The organism is Pseudomonas sp. FP1742, assembly GCF_030687145.1.
Classification (GTDB): domain Bacteria; phylum Pseudomonadota; class Gammaproteobacteria; order Pseudomonadales; family Pseudomonadaceae; genus Aquipseudomonas; species Aquipseudomonas frederiksbergensis_D.
This window is the reverse complement of record NZ_CP117460.1, coordinates 1538477-1562976: the sequence shown is the minus strand read 5'-3', so window position 1 is coordinate 1562976 and position 24500 is coordinate 1538477. Positions and strand designations below refer to the sequence as shown.

The window sequence follows — 24500 nt, the reverse complement described above, 5'->3', positions numbered from 1 at the left end:
GAGGCTTAGGGCCTCTTCGCGGGCAAGCCCACACACACAGTTGATCTTGTGTACGGCGCAGATCCAATGTGGGAGCGGGCTTGCTCGCGAATGGCGGTATTACTGAAGCAGCCCGCTGTCGAGCACCTTGGAAGACTCGCCAATAACGCTCTGCGCCAATTGCACGAATTCCTTGGTATCGACACTTTCCAAACGCATCGCCCCACGCAGCACATCATCCAGCGAGCGCTTGTTGCGGGTCTTCAGGCGAATCTCGCGATCCAGTTCCTGTAGCAACACCACCGCTTTGGCCACCTGCGCCGGGTTGATCTGCTCCCCGCGCACGGTCGTGACCTTCTGGCTGTCCTTGGCCAACTTGCTCTGCAGGCTCTCATACCGCTCATCACTCATGCCGCCAGCGCGACGCACCAGTTCGATGGCGTAATACTCGGCAAACCCTTCGCTGATCCAGTCGCTGCGCTGGCTGTCGTTGATTCGGCCGAAGGCCTGAGCCAATTCACGCACCAAGGCACTGGTGCCGCTTTCGCTGACCAGCGGCAGGCGGCTATTGAGATAGATCGATTCCCGCGCGGCCAGGCTGCCACGCCACATCGGGTCATTGGCGCCAACGATCAGCAGTTTGCTGGGGTGACGCGGAAAAACTTCCTGCACTTGCGGCCACACGAACGTCAGCAGCGTCAGCACATCCATGCGGCGCATGCCCTGGCCCCGGGGCGAGGCCACGGTGACTTCGGTTTCTCCCAGCCGCGTACGACGACTGCCGAGTTGGCCGGCGAGCATCCAACCGGTAGGCCGGTCGAACAGGCGCGAGACGTTATCGATGCGGAACTTGTTTTTGCCGATCCGCGGCCAGGTGGTTTCGACGCTTTTCCAACCGCTGGGCAATTCGAATTCCAGGCGTGATACCAGCTCGATGCCGTCCTGCTGATCGAGTCTGGCCGCAGGCACCAGGTCATCGCCACGCATCAGCGCCCAGGTAGGTGTCATGCGCGTATCGAAGCTGCCGCTCTTGCGCCCATGGCTGATGCGCACGCGATAAGTGAGGCTGGCCTTGTCGGCCGCCGGGTGCCAGACACCACGGGCCTGTTTGCCCGGTGTGAGCTGCCATTGGCCATCGGCCTTGAAGTCGCTGTAGTGACTGCCATCGCCCAAGTCAAAATCCAGGCTGCGCACCGCCGAGCCTTGGGCCAAGGTCAGGCGCACTTCGGCCTGATCGCTTTGCGGCAACAGGCGTACGTGATAATCCAGATCGACTTTCTTCGCCGCCCAAACGGGCGAGCTCAGGGCCAGCAGCCCGACAGCCAACGCCCGCAGCACTCCCACCGTCATACACACTCCTATTGTGGCGAGCGAGCTTGCTCGCGCAGGGCTGCGTCGCGCCCCCAAATTCCTGTAACCACTGCCGATCTTGTATGTGCTACGCACTAACCCGCGCGAAAAATCAGGTGATCTTCCCAATCGTCTTCGGCCACGCTGCCTTCGGCGAGCATGCGCCCGGACTGGGAAATACGCTCGTGATGCACCGCCTCGCGATCACCACACACCAGGTGATGCCAGAGCGGCAGGTCCTTGCCTTCGCTGACCAGTCGATAACCGCAGGTCGGTGGCAACCATTTGAACTCATCGGCCTTGCCCGGCGTGAGCTGGATGCAATCGGGTACAAAGTCGCGACGGTTGGGGTAATCGGTGCACTGACAGGTTTTGAGGTCCAGCAGTTTGCAGGCGATACGCGTGTAGTAGACGGCGTTGTCGTCTTCGTCCTCGAGCTTTTGCAGGCAGCACAGGCCACAGCCATCGCACAGCGATTCCCATTCCTCTGGATCGAGTTGATCGAGGGTTTTGCGTATCCAGAACGGTTCGACTTTGGCGGCCATGGCTCAAGCTTCAACATCAGGTGGTGAAAAGGCCGCCAGTCTAGTGCCAAGGCACCGGCGGGCCAAGCATTGGCGACTGCCGGTACGACGGCACTTGTCAGTTTTTGCGCCACCCAGTAGCTTTGCCAGTCGCAAGGAGCCCTCCCCAAGTGCCATTAACGCTCAACCGCGTTGCATTCAGGTGAACTGCCGGCTCAAAAAAACCTGGCGCTCAGTTCAACTGTTCCCGCCGGTTTTTCGACGACCCCCACTTTCAGACGTAAAGGAATCTCTTGATGAGTGCTAATCCACGCGTTGCCGACTACGCCATTCACCCTCAGTTCACCGATCGCTGGTCGCCCCGCGCATTCACTGGTGAAAACATCCCTGAAGAAACCCTGCTGAGCTTCTTCGAAGCCGCGCGCTGGGCGCCATCGGCATACAACTCGCAACCTTGGCGGTTTCTCTATGCGCGTCGCGACACGCCGAACTGGGAGCGTTACCTGGGCCTGTTGAACGAGTTCAACCGCAGCTGGGCGCAACACGCCTCGGCGCTGGTGATCGTGATCTCGAAAACCACCTTTGCGGTTCCTGGCGCCAGCGAAGAAACCCCGGCCCTGTGGCACACCTTCGACACCGGTTCCGCTTGGGGCCACCTGGCGCTGCAAGCGAGCATCAGCGGCTGGCACACCCACGGCATGGCCGGTTTCGATCAGGAATTGACCCGCAAGGAGCTGAACATTCCTGAGGGTTATGCGCTGCACGCCGCCGTGGCGATCGGCAAGCTGGGCGACAAGGCGACGCTGGCCGAGTACCTGCAAGCACGCGAAGAGCCAAGCCCGCGTCGTCCGCTGAGCGAGTTGGCGGCCGAGGGTGATTTCACCCTCTAAGCAACAACATATAACCAATGTGGGAGCGGGCTTGCTCGCGAAAGCGGTTTGTCAGTCACCTTGTGTATTGACTGACACTGCGCCTTCGCGAGCAAGCCCGCTCCCACATTTTGATTAGGGGGTGGACTCAATACCCGCGCGCGAAATCCACTTCCCCGCGCAGCGCTTCGCCCGCCTGATACGCCCTCAGGTTCTCGATAAACAGCTTCGCCATCATCGGCGGCGAAGTCGGTGCCGAGCTGTGACCGGTCAGCAGCAAACCCCATGCGGTCCAGAACGGATGACGTTGCGGCAGCGGCTCCTGACGGCAGACATCGATCACGGCTCCGGCCAGATGCCCTTCCTTCAAGGCTTCCACCAAATCCGCATCGACCACCGCCACGCCGCGTCCGACGTTGATGAACAACCCGCTCGGCTTGAACTGCTTGAACAGCGCTGCGTCGTACAGGTCATGGGTATTGGGGGTGTTCGGCAGCAGATTGATCACGTAATCCACCTCACCAACCAGGCGCGGCAGGTCGCTCAATGCCCCGACTTCGACAAAGGGCGCCTGCTCCCGGGCGGTGCTGGCGATGCCGTATAACTCGACGCCGAACGGCAGCAGAAACTGCGCCACCGTCTGACCGATATCACCGGTGCCGACGATCAACGCCTTGCGTCCAGCCAGGCTTTGACCCTGGCGGTTGTCCCACTTGCGCTCGACCTGGCTGACCAGCCGCGCCAGCACTTCGCGTTCGTGGCCAAGCATGTAAGTCAGTACGTACTCGGCCATGAGCTGACCGAAAATCCCTACCGCGCGAGTCAGGCGATAGTTTCGTGGCAAACCGTCGGCCAGCAATGGCGTGATGCCTGCCCAGGTCGACTGCAGCCATGCCGGTGTGTGCCCCTGACGCAACAGGGTTGCCAGCAGGTCCGGCTGGCCGAGCCAGACCTGACAGTCGGCGGCCTTACGGGCCAGCTCGGCAGAATCGCCGCTGGTCAGTACTTCCAGATCAGGCGCAGCCTGACGCAACAGCTGGGCATATACAGGGTGGTCGTGTTCAGCAATCAGAACGCGCATGTTTCAAACCTTTCAAAAACAGTGCAGACGACCGCCGACGGAGTGTTGCTCCATCGTCACGGCCATCGCCAAAATCATTCCAGTGGTTCATAAAGGCTCTGAACAGAGCCTGTCTGCCGATCACATCGGATCGTTGCGGCGCAGTAACTCTTCCGGCAAGTGTTCGATGTATTCGTCTTCGGCCGGGGGCATTTGCAGGTGGTAGCCCTGCTTGTCGAGGTTCTCCAGTACGACGTTGATATCTTCGCGCGACAGCTTGCGCTCGGGGCTCAGCACCAGATCGAAAGCGTGTATGGCTTTGCCGAAAGCCGCCATCAGGGATTCCGGCACGCGCTCCAGTGCATCGCTCTTGAGCACATAGAGGTACATCTCGTTTTTCTTCGAGCTTCGATAAATGGAGCAAATACGTTTCAAGGCTGTTCTCCGGCGGTGGCCAGGCTGTCGAGCAGCGCCTGGCCCATCAATTCGCGGCGCCAGCCACGCAGCGAATCAGGCAATTGGTAAGGACCATTGGGGAAACCGCTCTTGAGCAGCGCTTCCAGGGTTTTCTTGCGCAGCATCAGCTCCGGCGCGATGTTCAGACGCTCGGCTTCGGCCTGGCCGATGGCGCGCAGCCGTTTGACCAGCGCGGCGGCTTCCACCGGCAACGGCTCCGGCACCGCTGGCGGCCATTGATCAGGCGACACACTGCCAGAGCGCTTGATCAGATCAAGCAGAAACTCACCGTCCTGACGCACGGTCCGCGGGTGCATGTCTTCGATTTTCGCCAGTGCGCCGAGGTTGTCCGGTTGGGTGCGCGCCAGCGGCCACAGTGAATGTTCACGGATGATGCGGTTGCGCGGCAGATCGCGGGCGCGGGCTTCACGCTCACGCCAGGCGCAGAGTTCACGCAGCACGGCGAGTTGGGCCCGGGACAGTTTCCAGGCCAGTTTGGCGTCGCGATAGACCTCGTACGGGTCGATCTCGCGACGCAGGTTGGCCACCAGCTCGGCGCCGTCTTCCAGGACCCAGGCGTATTTTTCGTCAGAAAGCTTCGGACGCAACCGTACGAAAACTTCCGCCAGATGCAGGGCATCTTCGGCGGCGTAGCTGATCTGAGTGTCGGACAGCGGACGTTGCAGCCAGTCGGAACGGGTCTCGCCCTTGGGCAGGTCGATGCCGAGCACGTCCTGCACCAGCCGCGAATAGCCCATGGAAAAACCCAGGTTCAGATAAGCGGCGGCCAGTTGGGTGTCAAACAGCGGTGCCGGCAGGCTGCCGGTCAGGCGCAACAGGACTTCGAGGTCTTCGCTGCACGCATGCACGACTTTGACCACCGCCGGGTTTTCCAGCAATGCGGCCAGAGGCTGCCAGTTGTCGATGGTCAGTGGGTCAATCAGGTAAGCGCGTACGCCATCGCCGATCTGCAGCAGGCCCGCGATCGGGTAAAAGGTGTCGACCCGCATGAATTCGGTGTCGAGGGCAACGAATGGCAGCTGCTGCCACTCGGAGCAAAACTGACCGAGGCTATCGTTGTCGCGAATCCAGTGAATATCGATGGCCACACGGCTCTCCCTTGAAGAATGGCACGCAGTATATATCGCCCCCGGCGATTTCCGCGCCTCCACTGAACAAGAGCATTAGCGAAAATGCCTGCCTGACAGCAAGAATTGTCTGACAGGTGGAGACCAGGGGCGTTCTCAATGAGTTTCCCCGGCGCGGCGGGGAAACTCATTGAGAACGCCCCCTAGCTGTCCTTACGCAACACGTAGACCCGCATCCGCGCGCAACCCGGCACCAGGTCCTGATGGCTGAGCAAGCAGAAACCCGCTTGCCTGAACTCGGCCTCAAGCTCGGCCTTGCCGGCCTGTGGCTGGACCTGCGCGCCCTCTTCGTCCGCACGCCCGAGCTTGAAATAACCATCAACCCGCACTGCCACAATCACCGTATCGCGACTGACCCGGTGGAACTCGCCCAGCATGGCCAATCGATGCTCGGGACAGGCGACGCGTTGAAACAGTTGCAGGCAAAAAATGCAGTCAACCGCATTCGCCGACAAGCCGATGGTGAAGGCTGAACTCTGAAAGGTCTTGATCCGTTGCAGCAGGTTTTGCGGATGGTGGGTGCGAGCGTGATCGAGCATGTCCTGAGACGGGTCGGCCGCGAGGATCACCCGGTTCGCATGCTCGGCCAGAACCGGCCAGAAACGCCCGGCACCGCAGGCCACATCAAGGATCAACCCCGGTTCACCAGCGACCTGAAGCGCATTACGCACCAATTGCTCTTCGCGCCAGAACGTCAAACGCCCCGCCAGGCCACGCGGCTGCGGCTGTTTACAGACGCGGGCGTGTTCCTGATCGTAGCGCCGGGCGAACTCAAGTTCGAAGGCGGATGGGGGCTGCGCGGACATGTTTAATGGCTCTTGTTGGATGTTCCAGGCGCCGCAGGTTAGCGGTCACTGCGTGAAAAAAAGATCGACCCACTCATTTCCTGGCCAGCACGCCATCAATCACAGAGCCACGGCAACCGGCGAACATATCCAGTTCGGGGTTGTAGACCTTGCTGTTGACTTCCAGCAGACCGAGCATCGAATGGAACAGGTTGTCCTGACTCAAGGGCTTTTCGCGACTCAATTGCAGGCAATGGGTGTCCACCGAAAACGACTTTTGATAGCTGTCGGAGAACCATGCCAGCATCGCAACATGCTTCTGTTGCTCCGGAGCCAGCATGTAAGGCGTGCCATGCAGGAACAGGTTGTATTCGCCCAGCGATTCGCCGTGGTCCGACAGATAAAGCATCGCGGTATCGACTTTGCCCTGATTGCTGCGCAACAGATCGATCAGGGTCGACAGCACATGGTCGGTATACACCAGCGTGTTGTCGTAGCCATTGACGATGCTTTCGCGGCTGCAATTGTTCAGCGCATTGCTTTCACACACGGGCGTGAAGTGCTCGTACTCTTTCGGGTAGCGTTTGAAGTATTCCGGACCGTGACTGCCCATTTGGTGCAGTACCAGCACCGTGTCTTTATCCAGCGTGTCGATGAAGTGCTGCAAACCTTGCAGGAGAATTTCATCGCGGCATTCACTGTCGGCACACAGCACCGGGTCTTTCAGATTACTCACATCATCAACAGTGACCCGATCGCAGGTACCTTTGCAGCCCGACTGGTTATCGCGCCAGATCACCTGGAGACCGGCGTGCTTGAGCACGTCCAGCAATCCTTCCTGATTCTTCGCCTTACTGGCGTTGTAATCCTTGCGGCCCATATCGGAGAACATGCAGGGCACCGACACCGCTGTTTCCGTGCCGCACGAATGCACATCAGTGAAGGCAATCAGGCCGGCTTCCTTATCCAGTTTCGGCGTGGTGTCGCGGTTATAACCCAGGATGCCAAAGTTCTCGGCCCGGGCGCTTTCGCCCACCACCAGAACTGTCAGGGATTTACGCTCGTGGGCCTGCCAGGCTGGAGTTTTGCGGGCATCTTCACCCAGCTTGGCGAAAGGTTGCCGTGCCGACACCACTTGCTCACGCAAATAACCGAACGAGGCACCGATGTAGTTGCTCGGTACCACCATCAGGCGCAATTCATGGTGATTGCGAAACAACGACGACAGGCCTTGATAATTGACCAGGGCGACACCGCCGATCACTGCAGCCGAGGCGACACTCACCAGCACTTTACTTAATAACTCACGGTGCCAACGACGATAATTAACCGGGATTTTCCACAACAACCACGACGGCAAGACGCCAAGCAGTGCGATATAGACAAACAGCTTCAGCGACAGTAAGTCGCGTACTTCCGTGGCATTGGTTTCTGCGAAGTTACGCAACATTCCGGCGTCGATCAGCACACCGTATTGGCTCATGAAATACGCCACACCGGCACTGATCAAAAAAATCAGCGTCAACACGGGTTTCATCACAGGGCGGAAGGCCAGCAAGGTCAGCACAATATTGAAGGCCGCCAGGATCATCACGCCGAATGCGACACGCATGACGATGCCTTGACCGTCTGCAGCGGTGATATCGAAGAGGTGTTGCCAGAGAACTAAATTGAACCCTGCCAATAGAAAAGCACTGGAAACCAACGTCACCCATTCGGGGCGCACGGCTTTGAACTTCAACATGTGATCGGCTGTTCCTGAAAAGAAGTGCCCGTGGCAAATGTGAAAATTTCATTTACCACGAGGGCACGAAGCTTAAGGAGTTAACCATCAATTTTTCGTGAAAAAGAAGCCAACGAATAGTTGGGGCTCATGGCGTTTGGCCAAAACCTTCAACACTGGAGGCCTGTTTCAGGCCTGATGCAGATACCAGCGCCAATCCTGCTCACCGACCTCGCCCATGAACTGCCGGTATTCGGCACGTTTCACCGCCAAATACACGCCAAGAAACTCACTGCCGAATGCTTCCCGTGCCCAACTCGACCCTTCCAGCGCTCGCAATGTGGTCAACCAGTCGGTCGGCAACAACTGCGTGGCCTGGGCGTAACCGTTGCCTTCCACCGGCGCTCCGGGGTCAAGCTGCTCGCGTATACCGCGATGAATACCGGCCAGAATCGCCGCAGCCGCCAGATACGGGTTGGCATCGGCACCACATATGCGGTGTTCGATATGCCGCGAGAACGCCGGCCCACCGGGTATTCGTAAACTCACGGTACGATTGTCCACGCCCCAGGTGGCCGCCAGTGGTGCGTAGCTGTTGGTCTGGAAACGGCGGTACGAGTTAGCGTTCGGACAAAACAGCAGCAATGAATCGAGCAATGTCGCGAGCATCCCGCCGACCGCGTGCTTGAGCAGCGGCGTGCCGTCCGGGGCTTCGCTGGCGAACAGGTTGTTGCCGTCCTTGTCCGCCAGGCTGACATGCATATGCATGCCGGTGCCGGCCAGGTCATCGAAAGGTTTGGCCATGAAACAAGCTGTCATCCCGTGTTTGTGGGCCACGCCCTTGACCAGCCGTTTGTAGCGCACGGCTTCGTCCATCGCCAGCAAAGCGTCGGAGCGGTGTTCGAGGGTGATCTCCACTTGCCCCGGCGCGTATTCGGAAATCGCCGTGCGCGCCGGAATGCCCTGGAGCTTGCAGGCGCTGTAGAGATCAGCCAGAAACGGCTCGATCTGTTCCAGTTCACGCAAGCCATACACCTGAGTCCCACGGGGCCGTCCGCCATCGATATCCCGCGCCGGCTGCGGCCGACCGTTGCCGTCGCGCTGCTGATCCAGCAGATAGAACTCCAGCTCCGCTGCCATCACCGGGTAATAACCGTCGGCCTGCAAGCCTTCGATAACCTTGGCCAGCAGGTGCCGTGGGTCGGCGATGGTCGCGGGCATGCCCTCTCGCGGATGCATGCTGACCTGCACCGCCGCCGTGGGAATCAATCGCCACGGCATGCGCTGCAAACTGCCGCTGACAGGGTAAGCACGGCAATCGATATCACCGACGTCCCACACCAGCCCGGAGTTTTCCACATCATCGCCGTTGATGGTCAGCCCCAGGATGGTACTCGGCAGTGGCCGACCGCTTTCATACACCGCCAGCAGCTCATCGCGATGCAGCAATTTGCCCCGTGGTACACCGTTGTTGTCGAGGATGAACAGCTCGAACATCTCGATGTCCGGATTGTGTTCAAGGAAAGTCAGGGCTTGTTCTTTCGTAGCGAAGGATGTCGTGGCACAGCTCATGGGAGTTCTCGTCTATCCGCGTCAGGCAAACGCGCAGGCGCTGCCGATTTGATCCCGGCGCATGGCGCGGGACCTGTCAGAACAATCAACGGGAGATGCAAGAATCCGGCGGGCGCGCGTGACGGCAGTGCCACAAGGCCCAGAAGGCGAGTTCGGAAGGGAGTGCGACTGGACAACCGTCCATAGAGAAGACCGCGGTAAACAGATGCGCAGCAGCGTCACACGGGCGGTTAAGTCGTTAAATCGGGATTTGAAGAACCTTGGGTGTGGATTGGCTAAACATTCACCGAAACCCTCAAGCGAACAAAATCGACCAAACACTACATCCCCCTGTGGGAGCGGGCTTGCTCGCGAAAGCGGCGCGTCAGTCGACATCAATGTTGCCTGTCAGACCGCTTTCGCGAGCAAGCCCGCTCCCACAATGGATTTGCGTTGCACCATCGTTATTTAATTTCTAAATACTGCTCCAGATTTTCTGATTTGCCGCCCTTGGATCTCGCGCGCCTAATCGGCTCCTTGTTTCTGAAGGTCCGATTATGGAAAACATTCGCGCAACCTCCCGCCCTGCCCTCTGGCTGATGTTCAGCATCATTCTTGTCGCCCTGAATCTGCGTCCATCCATGGCCGCCGTCGGCCCTTTGCTGTCAGCGATTCGCGGTGACATCCCTCTGAATTTCAGCCTGGCCTCGCTGTTGACCATGCTGCCCGTCATGGCCATGGGGCTGGCGATGTTCTTCGGCATCGGGGTCAGTCAGCGCCTGGGCGAACAGCGCACCGTGGTGCTGTCGCTGCTGATCATCGGCCTGGCCACGGTGGCGCGGCTGTTTCTCGATTCGGCGGCGGAACTGATCCTGAGCGCGGTGATGGCCGGCGTCGGCATTGCGCTGATTCAGGCGTTGATGCCCGCCCTGATCAAGTCCCGTTTCAGCAACAACGTTGCCGTGTGCATGGGCCTCTACGTGACGTCAATCATGGGCGGCGCGGCGATAGCGGCGTCATTCGCGCCGTTGGTGATGACCCGTACCGGCAGTTGGCGAGTGGGATTGGCAATCTGGGCGGCACTGGCGCTGGCGGCATTGCTGTTCTGGTGCGCGCAACGCTCGGGAATGCCAGCACTGAGTACGAAATCGTCACGCAAAGAATCCTTTTTCAGCACCCCCCGCGCCTGGTTACTCGCCATCTTCTTTGGCCTGGGCACGGCGTCCTACACCTGTGTGCTGGCGTGGTTGGCGCCGTATTACGTGGAAAAAGGCTGGAGCGAACAACAGGCTGGTTTGTTGCTAGGCTTTTTGACCGCCATGGAAGTGTTGTCGGGGCTACTGACACCCGCCATCGCCAATCGCAGCCGCGACCGGCGCCTGGTGTTGGTGGTGTTGCTGATGCTGATCATGGCCGGTTTCGGTGGGCTGATTCTGAGCCCGCAACACCCGAGCCTGCTGTGGCCGTGCCTGCTGGGGCTGGGCATCGGCGGACTGTTCCCGATGAGCCTGATCGTGTCGCTGGATCATCTGGACAATCCTCAACGCGCGGGCGGGCTGACCGCCTTCGTGCAAGGCATCGGTTACCTGATCGCCGGCCTCTCGCCGCTGATGGCCGGGATGATTCGCGATCATCTGGGCAGTTTCGAATGGGCCTGGTGGTCACTGACGGGCGTCATGGCGCTGATGATCCTGATGGTTCTGCATTTCGATCCGCGGCATTACGCCAAACACATCCACTAAGCCGGAAACTCCTTCATGAAATCTACAGGTTTTGCTGGCGCTCACTTCGGCATGCTGTTCTGGGCTCTGTTGATTGCTGCCTCGTTTTCCGCGGCAGCCCAAGTCAACCCGACCATCGACCCGATTCTGCTGACAGGGCTGCGCCTGCTGTTTTGCGCCTTGGTGTTTTTACCCCTGGTGCTGTTCAAGGGCGACACCGTCATGACCGTCCAAGGCCTGTTCGGTCATGCCGCACTGGGCATGCTGCTGGCACTGTACTTCGGCTCGTTGTTCGAAGCGCTGCGCTACACCTCGGCGGTGAATACCGGCACGATGTTCACCCTGGTGCCATTACTGACGCTGCTGTTCGAAGCCTTCCTGATACCCGACAGCAGCCTGAAACAACGCGTTTTGCCCATGCTGGTTGCCGCCGCCGGTGCCGTGATGCTGGTGTTGAAAGGCACAGGCCCCGGCGAACTGCCGTCGCTGTATGCGATATCGGTGTATGGGGTCGGTTGCCTGGCAATGGCGCTCTACTCGCCCTTGAGTCAAAGGCTCAAGGCCAGCAGCCTGAAGGGGCGCGGCACGGTGGGCATGACCTTCTGGAACATGCTGTTCGGTGCGCTGTTTCTGTTGGCGTTCTGCGGGTTCAGCGGCGGCTGGCGTTCTGCGTCATTACTGAGTGCGAGCGATCTCTGGTGGTTGATCTACCTGGCACTGTTCGCCACCCTGGCGACCTTCTGGCTGCTGCATCGAGCCATTGGCGTCATCGCCCCTTCCTCGGTCATTTCCTACATTTACCTGAGTACCCTGTTCATCACACTGTTCCACTGGTTCTGGCTACGCCAGTCGCCACGAGCGCTGGAAATCATCGGTGCGTTACTGGTGGGCGTCGGCATGTTGGCGCTGTTAATATCCAGCCGCTCTGCGATGCCTGCGCAGCAATCAGCGCTGAAGGCCTCTGGCCATGTTTCGGGGGATTGAATTCATAAGTCGTGTTCACAACATTTTTTGTCCCACAACCGACCACGAAACTTCCTACAAGGCATTCTCTTGGCACTATCGTTCCGTTAGGATCGTTCGCACACGTTTGCGCACAACCAGCGCAAGGAGCACAGCGAGACAGAACGGATGCTGAACAGTAACTTGCTTAGAAAGCTCGATATGCAGGACCTCATGGTGTTTGTCGCCGTGTATGAGCAAAGCAGCGTCACCGGTGTGTCGGAGGCGCTCTGCGTCAGCCAGTCCACCGTGAGTTACTGCCTGAAGAAACTGCGCACCAGTTTCGAAGACGAGTTATTCCTCAATACCCGCACGGGCATGCGCCCCACCTACAAAGCCAGCACCATGTATACCCATGTGCTGAAGATTCTCGAAAGCATCAACCTGTGTCATGCCGGGACACCGACGTTCGATCCGACCTTGCAGCCGGTGACCTTCAACATCTGTGCGCCGGAATACTTCGAACAGTTGATCCTGCCACGCCTGTTGAAGAGCTTCGACTTCGCTGACCTGCCGGTAATGGTCAACATGCACAAGTTCGAAACCGACATCCCGGCCGAAGAACTGCGCGACGGCAGCCTCGACCTGGTGATCTGTTTCGGCCCGAACTTCCATCGAACCCACACCGACTTCAACTCCAGACGACTACTGGAGGACGATCTGGTCTGCGTCTTCGACAAACGCGCCACGCCGCTGGAGCCGCGCTTGAGCCTGCAAGCGTTCACTGAACGTCGGCATGTGTTCCCGACGCCCTGGACGTCCACCACCAACATGGTTGACGGCTGGCTGGCTCAACAGGCCCACAAACGCCAGATTGTCGCACGCTCCAACAGCTACAGCGCGGCGCTGAAGATGATCACCGGCACCGACTTCATCCTGACCCTGCCCCGGCGCATCCAGCAATTGCTGGCCAACGAGGCGATCTTCAATCACTGCGAAGCGCCCAATGGCTTGCCGGGCTTCACCCTGGACATGCAGTGGAGTCAAAGCGTCGATCAGGACAGCGCCAACACCTGGCTGCGCGAGCAAGTAATCAAGGCCTGCGCCGAGCAGGAAATGGCCTGAAACTCAGAGGCCGATGGCAGTCTTGGTGTAGGACTCTCGGTCGATGTCGAGAATTTCAACACACAGTTGAACCTCAACCCCGACCGGCCATTCACAGACATCCTGCACCACCGCCAGCAGGCTATCGGATAGCTGTTTCTTGATCTGCGGCGAGCGACCGCTCAACAGTGCCAGCTTTACATGCACGAACGCCCGCTCGCCCGGTGCGGTGCCTACCCTGAAAGTCTCAACCTTCACCGCACGGGCCTTGATATCGAACTCGGCGCCAAACTGCCCGGAAGCGACCAGCGCGTTGTTGAGTCGCATCAACGCCACATCGGCATTCAGTTCGGGCAGGTTGGCGGTGTATTCCATGTGCAGGTGGGGCATGAAGGGGCTCCTGAAAATCGGTAGAAAGGTCGTACATATAACACAGCGCTGTCCCACTCACTGGGACAGTGGAAGAGTCGGACGCTCACTCATGAACGCTTCCAGACGCGAGCGCAGCCAGCGCTCGGCTGGATCGCTGTCGACGTGGCTGAGCCAGACCATGGACAGGTCCAGGGTCGGTGTCTTGAACGGAAATGGCTCCTTGAACAGTTGGCCTGAAGCAGCCATCGCCTCCGCCGTGTAGTCCGGCAGGCTGGCGATCAGATCGGTGCCGGCGAGCAACGCCGGCAATGAGCTGTATTGCGGGACGGAGAGCACTACGTGGCGCGTACGGCCGATCTCCGCCAGCCATTCATCGGCGTAGCCACTGACGTTGGCGGTGTGGGACACCAATACGTGCGGCCTCGCGCAATATTCATCGAGGGTCAACGGCGTGTCCGATGCGTCTGCACGCAAAATGCTGGGCTGGATGTGTCGCAACAACTTGCGCTTGGCATTGGCCGGCAAGCCCCGGGTCTGGCTGATCCCCACCGTGATATCGCCGGACGCCAGCAGGTCGGGAATGCGCCAGTAGTCGACATGCTGGACCACGAACACCACCTTCGGCGCTTCCTGGCGCAAAGCCCGCAGCAGCGGCGGCAACAGGCCGAACTCGACATCGTCCGACAGACCGATGCGAAACGTCATGGTACTGCTGAGCGGATCGAAATCGTGGGTCAGGCTCAAGGCCACCGACAGCGAATCCAGCGCCGGCGACAGATGCTGAATGATCTCCTCGGCCCGCGCCGTCGGCTCCATGCGATGGCCGACCCGAATGAACAGCGGATCGTTGAACATCGTCCGCAAACGGTTCAGCGCCGCACTGATAGTCGGCTGACCGAGGAACAGCTTCTCCGCCACCCGCGTGACGTTGCGCTCGAGCATCAATGTCTCGAACACCACCATCAGGTTGATGTCGGCCTTGCGTAGTTCATTGCGATTCATCCGTTGCACCCCGGTCCCCAAGACTGGCTGACAGTTTAGGGAGGTGTCGCGATCGGCGTCTATGCAGGTTGGCAAACGACCCGCCCCATAAAAACCAGGGGCACTCACAACTCAAGACCACCCGGTCAAAACGAAGCTGCTCCCATTGAGCAGCTTCACCGCCTGAAACCTATATTTCCTTGACCGGAGTCTGATCATGAGTCCCCTTGATCAAACTGATGGCATGCACGCAATCAGACTTATTGACGTAAGCCTCCCCACTGGCAATCGTTTCATGATTCCCCGCCCGCAAACGCCAGCGCCATTGACCCTTGCCAGTCTGTGCGGTGCCACGGGTTTGCCTGTAAATCTCAAAGTACATTGATCGCTCCTTGCGATGACTGATTACGACAGGTCATTGACCTGCGAAACCAGAGTAGATGAGGAATTTTTGAGGCAAAGTCTTTCAATGTCAGAGGATATTTCGAAGGAAAAACCTTGATTGACGAAACGCTCAATGAATACGGGGGGCGGTAATTAGAACGACTTGGGTGGAGTTACTTTTCTCGTGAATAGACATATCTTTCTTACGTTGTTGTGCTGATTTTTCCGACACCAAAAACTCGGGGGAAAAGCAGGACGAATGCGAAAGTGGCTCGATGAGAAAAGCTGCGCAAACGAAAAAGCCCCGTAGATTTTCATCTACGGGGCTTTTCTATGTATGGCGGAGAGATAGGGAAGCGATCCCAAGCAAGCAAAACCCCTATAAACCCCGCACCTAATAGACGAAACTCTTCAAAAGTAGTACAAGAAAGTAGTACAAATATCATACGGTGCGGTAGGCGATGGCTGACCACTTGATCAAGAAGAAGAACGAAGAGAATTGGTATGTAAGACTGAAGGTACCGAGCGATGTGGTATCGAAAATCGGACGCAGCGTTTTCATCAAGTCATTGAAAACCACATCCCACCGTGAAGCTCTGCACGCTAGCCATGCGTACTTGGCTACGTGGAGGGCTCAGATCGCGGCCGCACGTGGACAAAGGATGCTCCCCTACGATTGGCAAGAAAAAGCTATACGGGTCACTTCGACCCTAGAAGAAATGATGAAACAGAGAAAGCGTGCCGCCATCGGTGAACCGTATACGGGGCCGAAGCAGGACGTAGAAAGGCTGGAGGCTTTCATGTCGGCCAATCCAGATTTTGTGAAGGGTATACAGGGGATCCTTCCGCCTCCCTCAGGCAATGAACTGCAAGACAAGTTGAATGCTTACGAGGTGGTGACGGAGTTCTTGAAGGATGTGCTCCATGATGTCTACACCGAGGGCTATAAGGTCAATGATGAACAATCCCGCGAACTGGCCGAGATCATTGCAAGCCCGACCACACATCGACACGAACCTGCAATCACTGACGCTCGCCTTGAGGCCTTTCAGACGCATCGAAAAGCCCAACATATTGATCAAAAAACGATTGATCAGCAGGAGTCCAAGCTACGAAAGTTGGCTGCCTTCCTGAAACAATCTCAGAACCATCTCACGTCGGAAAGCGTTGGGGTATGGTTGAATGGCCTAGGGCTTGCGTCGAAGACCCTGACGCAGTATCTGCTAGCAGGAAGCATGTTTTGGAAGTGGGCAATACGATTCGACGGCCCATGGCGCTCGGAATTCAAAGATCGGGCGAACCCATTCGAGAACCATGACCTTCCCAAGGTTCGAGGCAAAGCAAGAGCGGATGCGCGTAGGAAAGACTACACCGTTGCCGAGCTGGCAAAATTGCTAGACGCAGCGAAGTATCGCAACCTTAACCCGCTAGCCGATCTTATTATTCTGGCCTCGCTGACAGGGGCGCGTATAGAGGAACTGTGCGAGCTTCGTGTCGAAAACCTGCTGACGGCTGAAGACGTAGAGTTTTTCGACATCACTGACAGTAAAACTGCCGCAGGAATTCGACGGGTACCTATCCACCCGAGCCTCAAAGCGACAGTCAAACGACTGGCTACGGATTCCAAGGATGGTTATCTGATCCCATCTTCGAGCCAGAATAAATACGGGATTCGTTCTGCCGCCCTATCGAAGGCGTTTGGCCGCCTGAAGACCCGCCTTGGTTTTGGGGCAAGTCACGTATTCCACAGCATTCGGATAACTGTCATCACCCAGTTGCTAAGGCAAGATGTGCCAGGACCGATCATTGCACAATTGGTAGGGCACGAAACAGGCCTTGTAACCTTTGACGTATACAGCAAAGGAGCAAGCCCTGTTCAGATGCTTGAAGCCATATCAAAGCTCCCTTCAATCCTGACGACCAAACAATGATCGACCAAACATAAGAGTACAGGTACCTGCTAGCAGGTACATGGTACTTGGTACCTGGATGGGACCCACAACATCTACCTCCCCCTGCCCCACCCTTCTTGACATGGTGGGGGTCGTTGGTTCGAGTCCAATCGCGCCTACCAAACAAAATCCGCTCTGCTGGGCGGTCTGGAAGGGCTCACCGAAAGGTGGGCCCTTTTTTGTCGTCTTGAATTCACGCAGAACGTTCACAAAATATCGGGTTCGTTCACACAGGGCAATGTGAACGCCGATTGCGGTCTGTTCTGAGCTGGGATTCTTCTCCGGCGGAGCAGGGCGAGAAACCCTGAGCCAAGGGGGGTGTGTGACGTGATGGCAGCAGGCTACGGTAGTCGGTAAGCTCACCCCCTTACGGTTGAATGCAAGGACAGCCACCTATGAAAATACCCTCAGACCGCAAGATACTGAACACCATCTACAAACTGTACTACAAAGAATTCGAGACCTTCACCACCGGTGCGGAGAACGGGAGAGCCACCAAAGTCTACCTGCCAATCGACTGCAAGAAGATCGCCAAGAAGCTGAACGTAGATGATGACATTGTATTCGGCAGACTTTACTACCATCTGGAGGAGAAATACGGCTACAGAAGAGACGACGGCAGCAGGGTGGCCTTCTTCTCGCTGAAGGTGGGGCCTGACGATAAGTGCGTCAACTTTCCCCTGCTTGTGTCTGTACTGGCGGGACTTCAAGAAGAAAGCAGCAAATCCCAGCGGGCAACGCTGCTATCAACTTTGGCCATCGCGATATCAATCGTCGTACCGGTGGTCAAGTGGCTCTCCAAATAACCACAACCAAGAGAATCAACATGAAGGCATGGACGGTAGCGGCAGGGATTGCACTGATCGGCACACTGGCAAGTGGTAGTGCCATGGCCTTGGATGGAAACGGCTTACTCAGTGCCTGTCAAATGACAATCAGGTTTTCCGACGGTGACAAGAACGTGTCTGCTGCCGATGTAGGCCAATGCAGCGGGATCGTTGAGGGCGTAGAAGGGGCAATATTCGTGTTGAATGATTCGGTAGGCCCCAATATGAAAACCTGCTACCCACCCAACGGAACTACCAACATCCAGAAGGTACGGATCGTTGTGAAATACATGCTGGAGCATCCGGACCAGCTCCATTTACCGGCAGCAGCCCTAACCCTGATTTCCTACATGGGTGCATTCCCCTGCAAGAAGTGACCACGATCGTTCTCCACAGGTCTTTGGGGCGTTTCCAAGCAAGCTACACTAGCCAAGATGGGAATCATTCTTAATATTTAAATAAGGTCAGCACCCTTTCGCAGACGCTCTACAATGTCGTCTACAGGCGATCAATCAGGCATATCACCAAAACCTTCAAAGACGACAAAGCCCGCTCTGTGGTGGGCCTATAGGGCGTTCCAGAAGGCGAATCAGCTAGCCTTCGTCTCACGCTTGATCCTGTAGACAGTGGCAACGCCACACTCAGCGAGCTTAGCCACGTCATCGGCTGACATGGCTGGATGCTTGGCAATGAGAGCTTGTACCTTGCCCCACAACTCTTTGTCCTTGGCCTTCCCTGTTGGCTTCCACTCAGGGTCAACCAGCTTCTTGTTCTTCAAGCCTTCTTGAATACGCTCAACGCGCTTTTCTTGGTCCAGCCTCGCCATCGTCGCCATCAGGTCGAGCAGCATGTTGTTGATCACCTCCATGATTTGCCCGGTGATGCCCTTGTCCTCAATCAGCATGTGACTGGTGGGCAGGTCAGCAATCACCAGACGCAAGCCCTTGTCCTTGATCGTGGCCTTGAGGGTTTCCCAGTCAGCCTGTGACAGACGACTCAGGCGGTCTACAGATTCGACCAGCAACACTTCACCCTTCTCGGCAGTGTTCAGCAGACGAATCAACTCAGGGCGGTTGAGCTTGGTGCCGCTAATGTTCTCGCTATAGATGCCAGCTAGGGCCAGGTTCTTGTCAGCCGCGAATGCCTCAAGCGACGCCTTGGCACGTAGCGCGTCTTGATCCTTGGTGCTGGCTCGCAAGTAGAGGTGGGTGTTCATGGCTGACTATCCTTTAATCTATGCCTTGATAGATCAATGGTAATGCAATCAATAAGCTATCTGCAATAGGTATCTGATAGCTGATTGTTAGCCGGTATCGAACTACCAGACAAGTAGACTTCTTTGATAGCGGTTATTGCCTCAACTTGAGAATACCAGCGGTGATGGCCGAGGCATTTATGTCGAGGGCATTCAGCGCCGTGATGTCGTTGTCATGTGCTTCGGGCGAGCCAGTTGACCTTGCCCACAAGGCGACTTCTTCAATTGCTGCGGCTAGTGCGTGCTGGTTGTGCAGTAACAAGGTCAGTACGTCCGCTGTGGCGATGTTGGCCTCTGCATTGTTCGGCATATTGGTCATCCTTCAGTAGGTGGTGATGGAATGTTGTCTGCCGGAATTATCGAACAAGCAGAGTTTTGATAGTCCAAGCCCCTGCGGAAAGACGCTGGGGCTCGTCAGTGGTTATTTGGCTATTGGTGACTCCCACCATCAAGGAAGACGCATGGGCGACCAATCGTCGACGCACCCTACGCGCATGCCGGGTGCCATTGATCACAAGGTTAGATCTTCAGGTGTGAATGTCAGTTTGAATGAACGGTATGGTTGGAAATCACTCGGCTTGAGTTCCTGCATTTCCGATAAGCGACCGATACTTTTGACTGCCGCTACCACAGAGTTATCGTAAGGAACATCTCCACTGGACTTGGCGACATTGACTGACCTCATCGTGCCATCCTGCACCATCTCAACTTGTAGCACGACCACCATGCCATTTCGCGCCGACGGTGGGCGAGCCCAGCTTTCAACTACTCGCCCTATGATCAAATCATCAATGCTATTCACTATCTCAGCGTAATTTGAAGTTACAGGACTAGCTAGACTTCGCTGTTGTGTTGGTTTCTCCTGCGTGTTTGGACGTGATTTTTGCGAGGGTTTATCGTTTGTGGTTAATCTGCTGACCACAATATTTCCGAGTCGGTCCGTGCCAATAACACGAACAAATTGCCCCTGCAGTTGTCGACCGTTGAAGTCTTGGTTTTCTTGGGTTATCCCAAGGGGCGAGAGTCCATTAAATGCAAAAATGTAGCATATGCCTGGATCACATGCGGTGATAGCAGAGGCCTTGTCCAGCTTGAAAATTTTGTTTTTGAACCAGTCCAACCCCTTATCTTTGTTATTTTGGAGCGCTTCTGATAACCCACCCGAATACTTCGCATCGTTGGCAATTTCTATTGCCTTTGACTGCGCCTTAGCCGCAGCGGCGCTTTCGGCCGCCTTGGCCTTGGCATCTTTTACCATCTTAGCCTTAGCGTCTTCTGCGGCCTTTACCTTGGCGTTATGTTCGGCCAACAGCCTCGCTTCAGCTTCTGATGTATCTAGCTGCGCTTGGGCGAGGTAGAGTCGGCTAGGGGGTTGATCGAATTCGGCAGACTTATTGGCAATGTCAGCAAATGAATTTGTCGCCAGAGTCATTCCAATGATGCACCCAGAAAATATCTTTTTAGCTTTCATGTCGCTACCGCAGCATTGATGGGTTGATGATGCGGCTAGCATATGATGATGGCATAATGCCCGTAAAGATAGTTTTTCAGTGCTGACGATGAATGTCTTGTCAATCCACCCAAATACATTCCAGTGATATTTGTTACCGGTCAGTGGTTATCGCCGCATGACATCTTAGAAGTAGCACAGATATAAGTTGTGTTAATTCAAGATGCACCTGGAAGAACCTATAAGAGCCTTTGGGAGGCCGCAGCACAACACCAGTACAATCCCACAGGGCAACCGCTCAAATCACCCCATAAAGCGCACTAGAGGTCGCACGTGGCACCATAACTATGGGTGACACATCAACCAATTGCATGAGGTCAAAAATATCAACAGTAGCGATACTATCTTTCGGGCGCTGGTCGAATAGTTGTTTTCGTAAATCAGATTTACCAGCGAGTTTCCATTCCTTCAACGCGCAACTGACAGCGCGGCACGAACTCCAAACCTGGCCAATCTCAGCCTTGGTTGCGACCTTCGCAAGATATGTCATCCATTCAAAGTAACTGTCTTTTTCTTCTAGGGTCCGAAGGTGGTGCCCATAAGCGTCAATATCAGGGCAGACAACTTTGTAGTCCGCTAGAAAACCGCCAGCCAAGAGCTGTGCCATAAAGCGTTGTAAGCTTGATCTCCGATCTAGCCTATCGTTCAATATTATAGCGAAGTGATGATGTAAGCCTTCTTCGTCTTCATCGCATTCCACAACCGTTAAGCGCAGTGGTATGTAGTCGGATTTTCTCTTGTAAAACGTAGTAAGGCGGGCGCTGAATTTGCGGCTATCCATTTTATCTGTAAACCTAAGCCTAACGTGATAACCGCGCTGCCGAGTGTAGGCTTTAGTGCATCCATATACCATCACATACAGTGCTTCTATGATCTTGATTAATGAGGGGTATGCAAGATCGCACTTGACTGAGACTCCCATGAAGCGATTCAGGAAGTGGTGATTTTCTTTTTTTGACATGACTATTTTCGATTAAACCTGTTTCCTAGTTGGACGAATGAAAGAACACCTTTAACATTAGTAACCGCCAAGCCGAGCAGCATCGAATTCAACTGCATCGTACTAGATACCATAGAGAAATAAATATCCCGCCACAGAATATAGCCAACGCCCGATAATACGCGGGTTTGGAGAATATCTTAGTGTTTGCAAGTCAAGCTTGTTTAGGCCGAAGACCAGCCACGGAAAATAGCACTTTTAAATTTTATACAATTATTTTCCGGGGGCGCGACCACCTCCAGCGAAAAGCTACACATTATGCATTTTGGCTTGGTACGTAGTTGAGTATAACGCCTACGTGATCAATTCTAAACAAAACACAAAAATATTTTAAAAAGGACGGTGATGCATATACCAATACGTCGGCCACCTATGGTGGCAAAGCATCCTGAGAGCTAATTCGGTACGTCCCCCCACTGATGCCAGCCCAGACACACGGCAGCGGAATGAAGGGCTGCTGCGGCAAATGGCATTTTTCGATTCGAGCCTACAAGACAAACTGGGGCGAGCTAGCGTATCCGGCGTCGGTGAATACGGCTAGCTAATCAGTCGACAACAGTTACCGTTGTCAACCAACCTACCCCTACAAGGTGGCAATCTATGCCGAATGCTACCCGGCAAACTCACTGTGACCGTGCAGGTATAAAATTTTTACAGGTTTTCTTCAGCAACTGACAAGTTTGTGCTAGACCAAAGCCATTACAACTGACACCAACAGAAGGATCACCGACATGCTTTCAGAGAAAGCTATCCAACAGGAAGTTGAAAGACTTATTGCGAATGATGCCTTTGTAGACCGCATCAACCCCGCCCACATCAAAGACATAGAAAATTTTACCAGCATTGACGAACTGATTTTACCCACATTTTCCATTGACGAATACATTCGACTTAAATGCATAACATCCGCACACAACACATTACAGTCATTAACCAAACTAACGCTATTATCTAACGACCTAAACATTTCTACGACAACAGCAGAAACATTAAGACCCGACATAGTAGGCTTTAACCATCACGACAAAACGATAACAATATTCGAGCTAAAAAAATCCAAACAGACGGGAAGGCAGGCTCTTACTGAACTACTTGCATACGAACACGAAATAAAAAACACACTACCTTTTCTATCGAACTACGAAGTTACTTTCGTTCTTATATCAACAGAGTGGTCCGTACTTCTACAGCACGCAGCGGGAAGTGCAATCGCCTGGTCAAACAAGAAGCTACTGTGCTTAGAACTAGAAGTTATCGAGAATAAGTATCACTTCAACATTATTCGACCCGAAGCCTGGCAGCTAACAGGCACAACATCTTTCCCGCTCGACGGACTTACTAGCGTAACAATATCGCTCACCGACTGCATTGACAACATAAGCAATGAACAGATTACAAAACGATTAATGCTCGCCTTGACCACACTCACAAGAGAAGCTGACCGTGCCGGACTTCATGGCTTCGCAGTCTTGTGGAAGGACGAAGATGAGTACAACGCCCCTCCTTATTCAATAACATTTTGCAGTACTAGCCCCTTGGCTTTTTTCAAATACATGCTTGAAAACAAACTTATCACAAAGAACGACGGCCATTTGGCTGCAAAAATTTCTGATGTAATTGATTTCTCCGGAACAGAATCAGGAATTGCTTCGCTAATTAAAGTCATCACAAAAAGCTTCAACCCTATAATACGGACATTTTGCACTCCCTCATTTGAAGATCACATCGACTGGGAATCAGCAAAACACTCGCTACAGAATCGGGCAACACCCCAGGCAACTGAATTCTGGGGACTAATCGGAGATTATGCACGAAATTACATTTCCCACCCCGCTGTATTAAATGGAAGAAGTACTTTATTCAAACCTGGTACTAGCGATTGGCGCGACCCATATACCGGCATATGGCTGATCCAAAATCTGTTTCAACGACAGTTTTTAAAAGAGGGATTTATACAACTTTCCGACGCATTCAAATTCGGATTAGCTGTGGGACTTGATGCATATCTCCGATACGTAGCCCGAAATAGTAGCAAACGACCAAAAAACTTAGATGCCGCGATGTTCTGGAACTTCACATCCCTTGAATCATATCTAGATGAATTGATGATGCTGGCGGATTCCGCGACTGAAATTGAACGACCCGACATAAACATAACAATATCCGCATCAGTAGACAAAGATACGGACTTCCAGCCTATTATAGATTGGTTTGAAAATGACATATTGAAGAAAAATAAATTCTACGTAAGTACTTTTAGGCTTGGAAGGTCCCTGTACCCAGTAATAACCGCAAACTCATTTCAGAAATCCAACCTTATATCTCTATTCAACAACCCCACAGCTAAGTCAGCCCTTTCGCAGCTAATATTCACAGTGATATCACACGCAAAAGAACACACTTCACCCAATGAACCACTGAAAAAAGAATTGATCATGCATTGCTTGTCCCAAATACAAGCTGGCAACACAATTCAAAACTTGGCAGAACAATTGGATAACGCACACATATCCGTGCTGTCTGAAATTATTCGACCATGTATGGATTTAGCGAATCTGACAATTGACGGGATCTATCATAGACTTATGCCAATCTCAGTGAAAACAGTTGACTGGTCGGCTTTAAGAAAGGGAATAGCCGCACTGTATCAGAGAGGTTTCAAATTTCCGGCAATTTCTATTAGTGCAGACGGGACTTTCGGAACGGCGATTTATGACAAATCACCGGAAGCTTGCACGTTACGTCCCATCGACAACATCGAAGTTGAAGTGTATGTGGCAGACGCCTCACGTGGGTTTCTAATGATCAGAATTGAAAAGTGGGACAATCTGACGCTGTAGCCAAAGGATGGTGGATTCACGCTAGGCCAGAGCCCTTCATAAGCCACTGGCAAGCCGTTTACGGGCCAGGCCTAGGGCAACCCCTACATTCGCGAGATAACACCCCTCAGAGCCTTCCGACGGCCTTGTACAGTAGTACAAACCAGTAGTACAACCAAAAACAAAAA

At 54.9% G+C, this 24500-nt stretch carries 22 protein-coding genes, 1 tRNA gene and 1 pseudogene; 9 read left to right on the top strand and 15 right to left on the bottom strand.

Annotated elements, in window-relative coordinates; translation table 11 throughout:
* Window positions 1-99: 99 nt before the first annotated feature.
* Together PSH64_RS07025 and PSH64_RS07020 are read right to left on the bottom strand one after the other, a co-directional pair.
* A complete protein-coding gene (locus PSH64_RS07025) occupies window positions 100-1329 on the bottom strand; it encodes a hypothetical protein (RefSeq protein WP_305480338.1) in 1230 nt (409 codons plus the stop codon).
* Between the two features lie 95 nt (window positions 1330-1424).
* On the bottom strand, window positions 1425-1874 hold the full coding sequence (locus PSH64_RS07020; protein WP_105348234.1) for a YcgN family cysteine cluster protein: 450 nt from the start codon (window positions 1872-1874) through the stop codon (window positions 1425-1427).
* Between the two features lie 275 nt (window positions 1875-2149).
* On the opposite strand from PSH64_RS07020, the gene PSH64_RS07015 reads away from it, so the two are divergent.
* Entirely contained in the window at window positions 2150-2743 is a 594-nt protein-coding gene (locus PSH64_RS07015; RefSeq protein ID WP_105348232.1) for a nitroreductase family protein, read from the top strand.
* Window positions 2744-2870: 127 nt separating this feature from the next.
* On the opposite strand, the gene PSH64_RS07010 is transcribed toward PSH64_RS07015, so the two are convergent.
* From PSH64_RS07010 to PSH64_RS06985, 6 genes are all read right to left on the bottom strand, one after another.
* The gene (locus tag PSH64_RS07010) at window positions 2871-3803 is read right to left on the bottom strand and encodes a D-2-hydroxyacid dehydrogenase (RefSeq protein WP_105348229.1); all 933 of its coding nucleotides are present in this window, start codon (window positions 3801-3803) and stop codon (window positions 2871-2873) included.
* A 120-nt stretch (window positions 3804-3923) separates the two neighbouring features.
* Window positions 3924-4217 carry a YcgL domain-containing protein gene (locus PSH64_RS07005; RefSeq protein ID WP_105348227.1) on the bottom strand — a complete coding sequence of 98 codons (294 nt, stop codon included), beginning with the start codon at window positions 4215-4217 and terminating at the stop codon, window positions 3924-3926.
* Window positions 4214-5347, bottom strand: a complete 1134-nt coding sequence (rnd, locus tag PSH64_RS07000; protein ID WP_105348224.1) for a ribonuclease D — start codon at window positions 5345-5347, stop codon at window positions 4214-4216. The genes PSH64_RS07005 and rnd overlap by 4 nt, the downstream gene beginning before the upstream one ends.
* A gap of 182 nt (window positions 5348-5529) precedes the next feature.
* Entirely contained in the window at window positions 5530-6192 is a 663-nt protein-coding gene (locus PSH64_RS06995; protein ID WP_105348222.1) for a class I SAM-dependent methyltransferase, read from the bottom strand.
* A 73-nt stretch (window positions 6193-6265) separates the two neighbouring features.
* Window positions 6266-7915, bottom strand: coding sequence for a phosphoethanolamine transferase (locus PSH64_RS06990; RefSeq protein ID WP_105348220.1), 1650 nt, complete (start codon window positions 7913-7915; stop codon window positions 6266-6268).
* A gap of 168 nt (window positions 7916-8083) precedes the next feature.
* Complete coding sequence (locus tag PSH64_RS06985) at window positions 8084-9391, bottom strand: glutamine synthetase family protein (protein ID WP_370694475.1); 1308 nt, start codon at window positions 9389-9391, stop codon at window positions 8084-8086.
* Window positions 9392-10002: 611 nt separating this feature from the next.
* On the opposite strand from PSH64_RS06985, the gene PSH64_RS06980 reads away from it, so the two are divergent.
* From PSH64_RS06980 to PSH64_RS06970, 3 genes are all read left to right on the top strand, one after another.
* Window positions 10003-11187 carry a cyanate transporter gene (locus PSH64_RS06980; protein ID WP_105348214.1) on the top strand — a complete coding sequence of 395 codons (1185 nt, stop codon included), beginning with the start codon at window positions 10003-10005 and terminating at the stop codon, window positions 11185-11187.
* A 15-nt stretch (window positions 11188-11202) separates the two neighbouring features.
* Window positions 11203-12150 carry a DMT family transporter gene (locus tag PSH64_RS06975; RefSeq protein ID WP_305480337.1) on the top strand — a complete coding sequence of 316 codons (948 nt, stop codon included), beginning with the start codon at window positions 11203-11205 and terminating at the stop codon, window positions 12148-12150.
* Window positions 12151-12297: 147 nt separating this feature from the next.
* Window positions 12298-13233 (top strand): LysR family transcriptional regulator, encoded by a 936-nt coding sequence (locus PSH64_RS06970; protein WP_105348209.1) that lies wholly within the window; start codon window positions 12298-12300, stop codon window positions 13231-13233.
* A gap of 3 nt (window positions 13234-13236) precedes the next feature.
* On the opposite strand, the gene PSH64_RS06965 is transcribed toward PSH64_RS06970, so the two are convergent.
* The 3 genes from PSH64_RS06965 to PSH64_RS06955 all read right to left on the bottom strand — a co-directional run bounded on the left by PSH64_RS06965 (window position 13237) and on the right by PSH64_RS06955 (window position 14947).
* Complete coding sequence (locus PSH64_RS06965; RefSeq protein WP_105348207.1) at window positions 13237-13602, bottom strand: 5-carboxymethyl-2-hydroxymuconate Delta-isomerase; 366 nt, start codon at window positions 13600-13602, stop codon at window positions 13237-13239.
* Between the two features lie 57 nt (window positions 13603-13659).
* The gene (locus PSH64_RS06960; protein WP_105348204.1) at window positions 13660-14586 is read right to left on the bottom strand and encodes a LysR substrate-binding domain-containing protein; all 927 of its coding nucleotides are present in this window, start codon (window positions 14584-14586) and stop codon (window positions 13660-13662) included.
* Window positions 14587-14755: 169 nt separating this feature from the next.
* Window positions 14756-14947, bottom strand: a complete 192-nt coding sequence (locus PSH64_RS06955; protein ID WP_074874292.1) for a DUF1508 domain-containing protein — start codon at window positions 14945-14947, stop codon at window positions 14756-14758.
* A gap of 463 nt (window positions 14948-15410) precedes the next feature.
* Here PSH64_RS06955 and PSH64_RS06950 point away from each other — a divergent pair, with 463 nt between their 5' ends.
* The 4 genes from PSH64_RS06950 to PSH64_RS06935 all read left to right on the top strand — a co-directional run bounded on the left by PSH64_RS06950 (window position 15411) and on the right by PSH64_RS06935 (window position 18105).
* A complete protein-coding gene (locus tag PSH64_RS06950) occupies window positions 15411-16880 on the top strand; it encodes a tyrosine-type recombinase/integrase (protein WP_305480336.1) in 1470 nt (489 codons plus the stop codon).
* 34 nt (window positions 16881-16914) lie between these two features.
* Window positions 16915-17023, top strand: a tRNA-OTHER gene (locus PSH64_RS06945).
* Between the two features lie 273 nt (window positions 17024-17296).
* Entirely contained in the window at window positions 17297-17707 is a 411-nt protein-coding gene (locus tag PSH64_RS06940) for a hypothetical protein (protein WP_305480335.1), read from the top strand.
* 20 nt (window positions 17708-17727) lie between these two features.
* On the top strand, window positions 17728-18105 hold the full coding sequence (locus PSH64_RS06935) for a Rap1a/Tai family immunity protein (RefSeq protein ID WP_305480334.1): 378 nt from the start codon (window positions 17728-17730) through the stop codon (window positions 18103-18105).
* 212 nt (window positions 18106-18317) lie between these two features.
* Here the strand turns inward: PSH64_RS06935 and PSH64_RS06930 are convergent, their stop codons facing one another.
* From PSH64_RS06930 to PSH64_RS06915, 4 genes and pseudogenes are all read right to left on the bottom strand, one after another.
* Window positions 18318-18944, bottom strand: coding sequence for a recombinase family protein (locus PSH64_RS06930; RefSeq protein WP_305480333.1), 627 nt, complete (start codon window positions 18942-18944; stop codon window positions 18318-18320).
* A 133-nt stretch (window positions 18945-19077) separates the two neighbouring features.
* Complete coding sequence (locus PSH64_RS06925) at window positions 19078-19293, bottom strand: hypothetical protein (protein WP_305480332.1); 216 nt, start codon at window positions 19291-19293, stop codon at window positions 19078-19080.
* A 201-nt stretch (window positions 19294-19494) separates the two neighbouring features.
* Window positions 19495-19782, bottom strand: a pseudogene (locus tag PSH64_RS06920) (cell envelope integrity protein TolA); the annotation flags it as partial.
* A gap of 949 nt (window positions 19783-20731) precedes the next feature.
* Window positions 20732-21454, bottom strand: a complete 723-nt coding sequence (locus tag PSH64_RS06915; RefSeq protein WP_305480331.1) for a hypothetical protein — start codon at window positions 21452-21454, stop codon at window positions 20732-20734.
* A 770-nt stretch (window positions 21455-22224) separates the two neighbouring features.
* Here PSH64_RS06915 and PSH64_RS06910 point away from each other — a divergent pair.
* Entirely contained in the window at window positions 22225-24333 is a 2109-nt protein-coding gene (locus tag PSH64_RS06910) for a hypothetical protein (RefSeq protein WP_305480330.1), read from the top strand.
* Window positions 24334-24500: the final 167 nt, after the last annotated feature.

Bases quoted from the DNA above. Each gene is read 5' to 3' on its own strand.
- PSH64_RS06985 (WP_370694475.1), bottom strand. From the start codon at position 9,391: ATGTTCGAGCTGTTCATCCTCGACAACAACGGTGTACCACGGGGCAAA.
- PSH64_RS06990 (WP_105348220.1), bottom strand. From the start codon at position 7,915: ATGTTGAAGTTCAAAGCCGTGCGCCCCGAATGGGTGACGTTGGTTTCC.
- PSH64_RS07015 (WP_105348232.1), top strand. From the start codon at position 2,150: ATGAGTGCTAATCCACGCGTTGCCGACTACGCCATTCACCCTCAGTTC.
- PSH64_RS07025 (WP_305480338.1), bottom strand. From the start codon at position 1,329: ATGACGGTGGGAGTGCTGCGGGCGTTGGCTGTCGGGCTGCTGGCCCTG.
- PSH64_RS06970 (WP_105348209.1), top strand. From the start codon at position 12,298: ATGCTGAACAGTAACTTGCTTAGAAAGCTCGATATGCAGGACCTCATG.
- PSH64_RS06910 (WP_305480330.1), top strand. From the start codon at position 22,225: ATGCTTTCAGAGAAAGCTATCCAACAGGAAGTTGAAAGACTTATTGCG.
- PSH64_RS06925 (WP_305480332.1), bottom strand. From the start codon at position 19,293: ATGCCGAACAATGCAGAGGCCAACATCGCCACAGCGGACGTACTGACC.
- PSH64_RS06960 (WP_105348204.1), bottom strand. From the start codon at position 14,586: ATGAATCGCAATGAACTACGCAAGGCCGACATCAACCTGATGGTGGTG.
- PSH64_RS06975 (WP_305480337.1), top strand. From the start codon at position 11,203: ATGAAATCTACAGGTTTTGCTGGCGCTCACTTCGGCATGCTGTTCTGG.
- PSH64_RS06995 (WP_105348222.1), bottom strand. From the start codon at position 6,192: ATGTCCGCGCAGCCCCCATCCGCCTTCGAACTTGAGTTCGCCCGGCGC.
- PSH64_RS06965 (WP_105348207.1), bottom strand. From the start codon at position 13,602: ATGCCCCACCTGCACATGGAATACACCGCCAACCTGCCCGAACTGAAT.
- PSH64_RS06950 (WP_305480336.1), top strand. From the start codon at position 15,411: ATGGCTGACCACTTGATCAAGAAGAAGAACGAAGAGAATTGGTATGTA.
- PSH64_RS07010 (WP_105348229.1), bottom strand. From the start codon at position 3,803: ATGCGCGTTCTGATTGCTGAACACGACCACCCTGTATATGCCCAGCTG.
- PSH64_RS06915 (WP_305480331.1), bottom strand. From the start codon at position 21,454: ATGTCAAAAAAAGAAAATCACCACTTCCTGAATCGCTTCATGGGAGTC.
- PSH64_RS06955 (WP_074874292.1), bottom strand. From the start codon at position 14,947: ATGTACTTTGAGATTTACAGGCAAACCCGTGGCACCGCACAGACTGGC.
- PSH64_RS06940 (WP_305480335.1), top strand. From the start codon at position 17,297: ATGAAAATACCCTCAGACCGCAAGATACTGAACACCATCTACAAACTG.
- PSH64_RS07020 (WP_105348234.1), bottom strand. From the start codon at position 1,874: ATGGCCGCCAAAGTCGAACCGTTCTGGATACGCAAAACCCTCGATCAA.
- PSH64_RS06935 (WP_305480334.1), top strand. From the start codon at position 17,728: ATGAAGGCATGGACGGTAGCGGCAGGGATTGCACTGATCGGCACACTG.
- PSH64_RS06980 (WP_105348214.1), top strand. From the start codon at position 10,003: ATGGAAAACATTCGCGCAACCTCCCGCCCTGCCCTCTGGCTGATGTTC.
- PSH64_RS06930 (WP_305480333.1), bottom strand. From the start codon at position 18,944: ATGAACACCCACCTCTACTTGCGAGCCAGCACCAAGGATCAAGACGCG.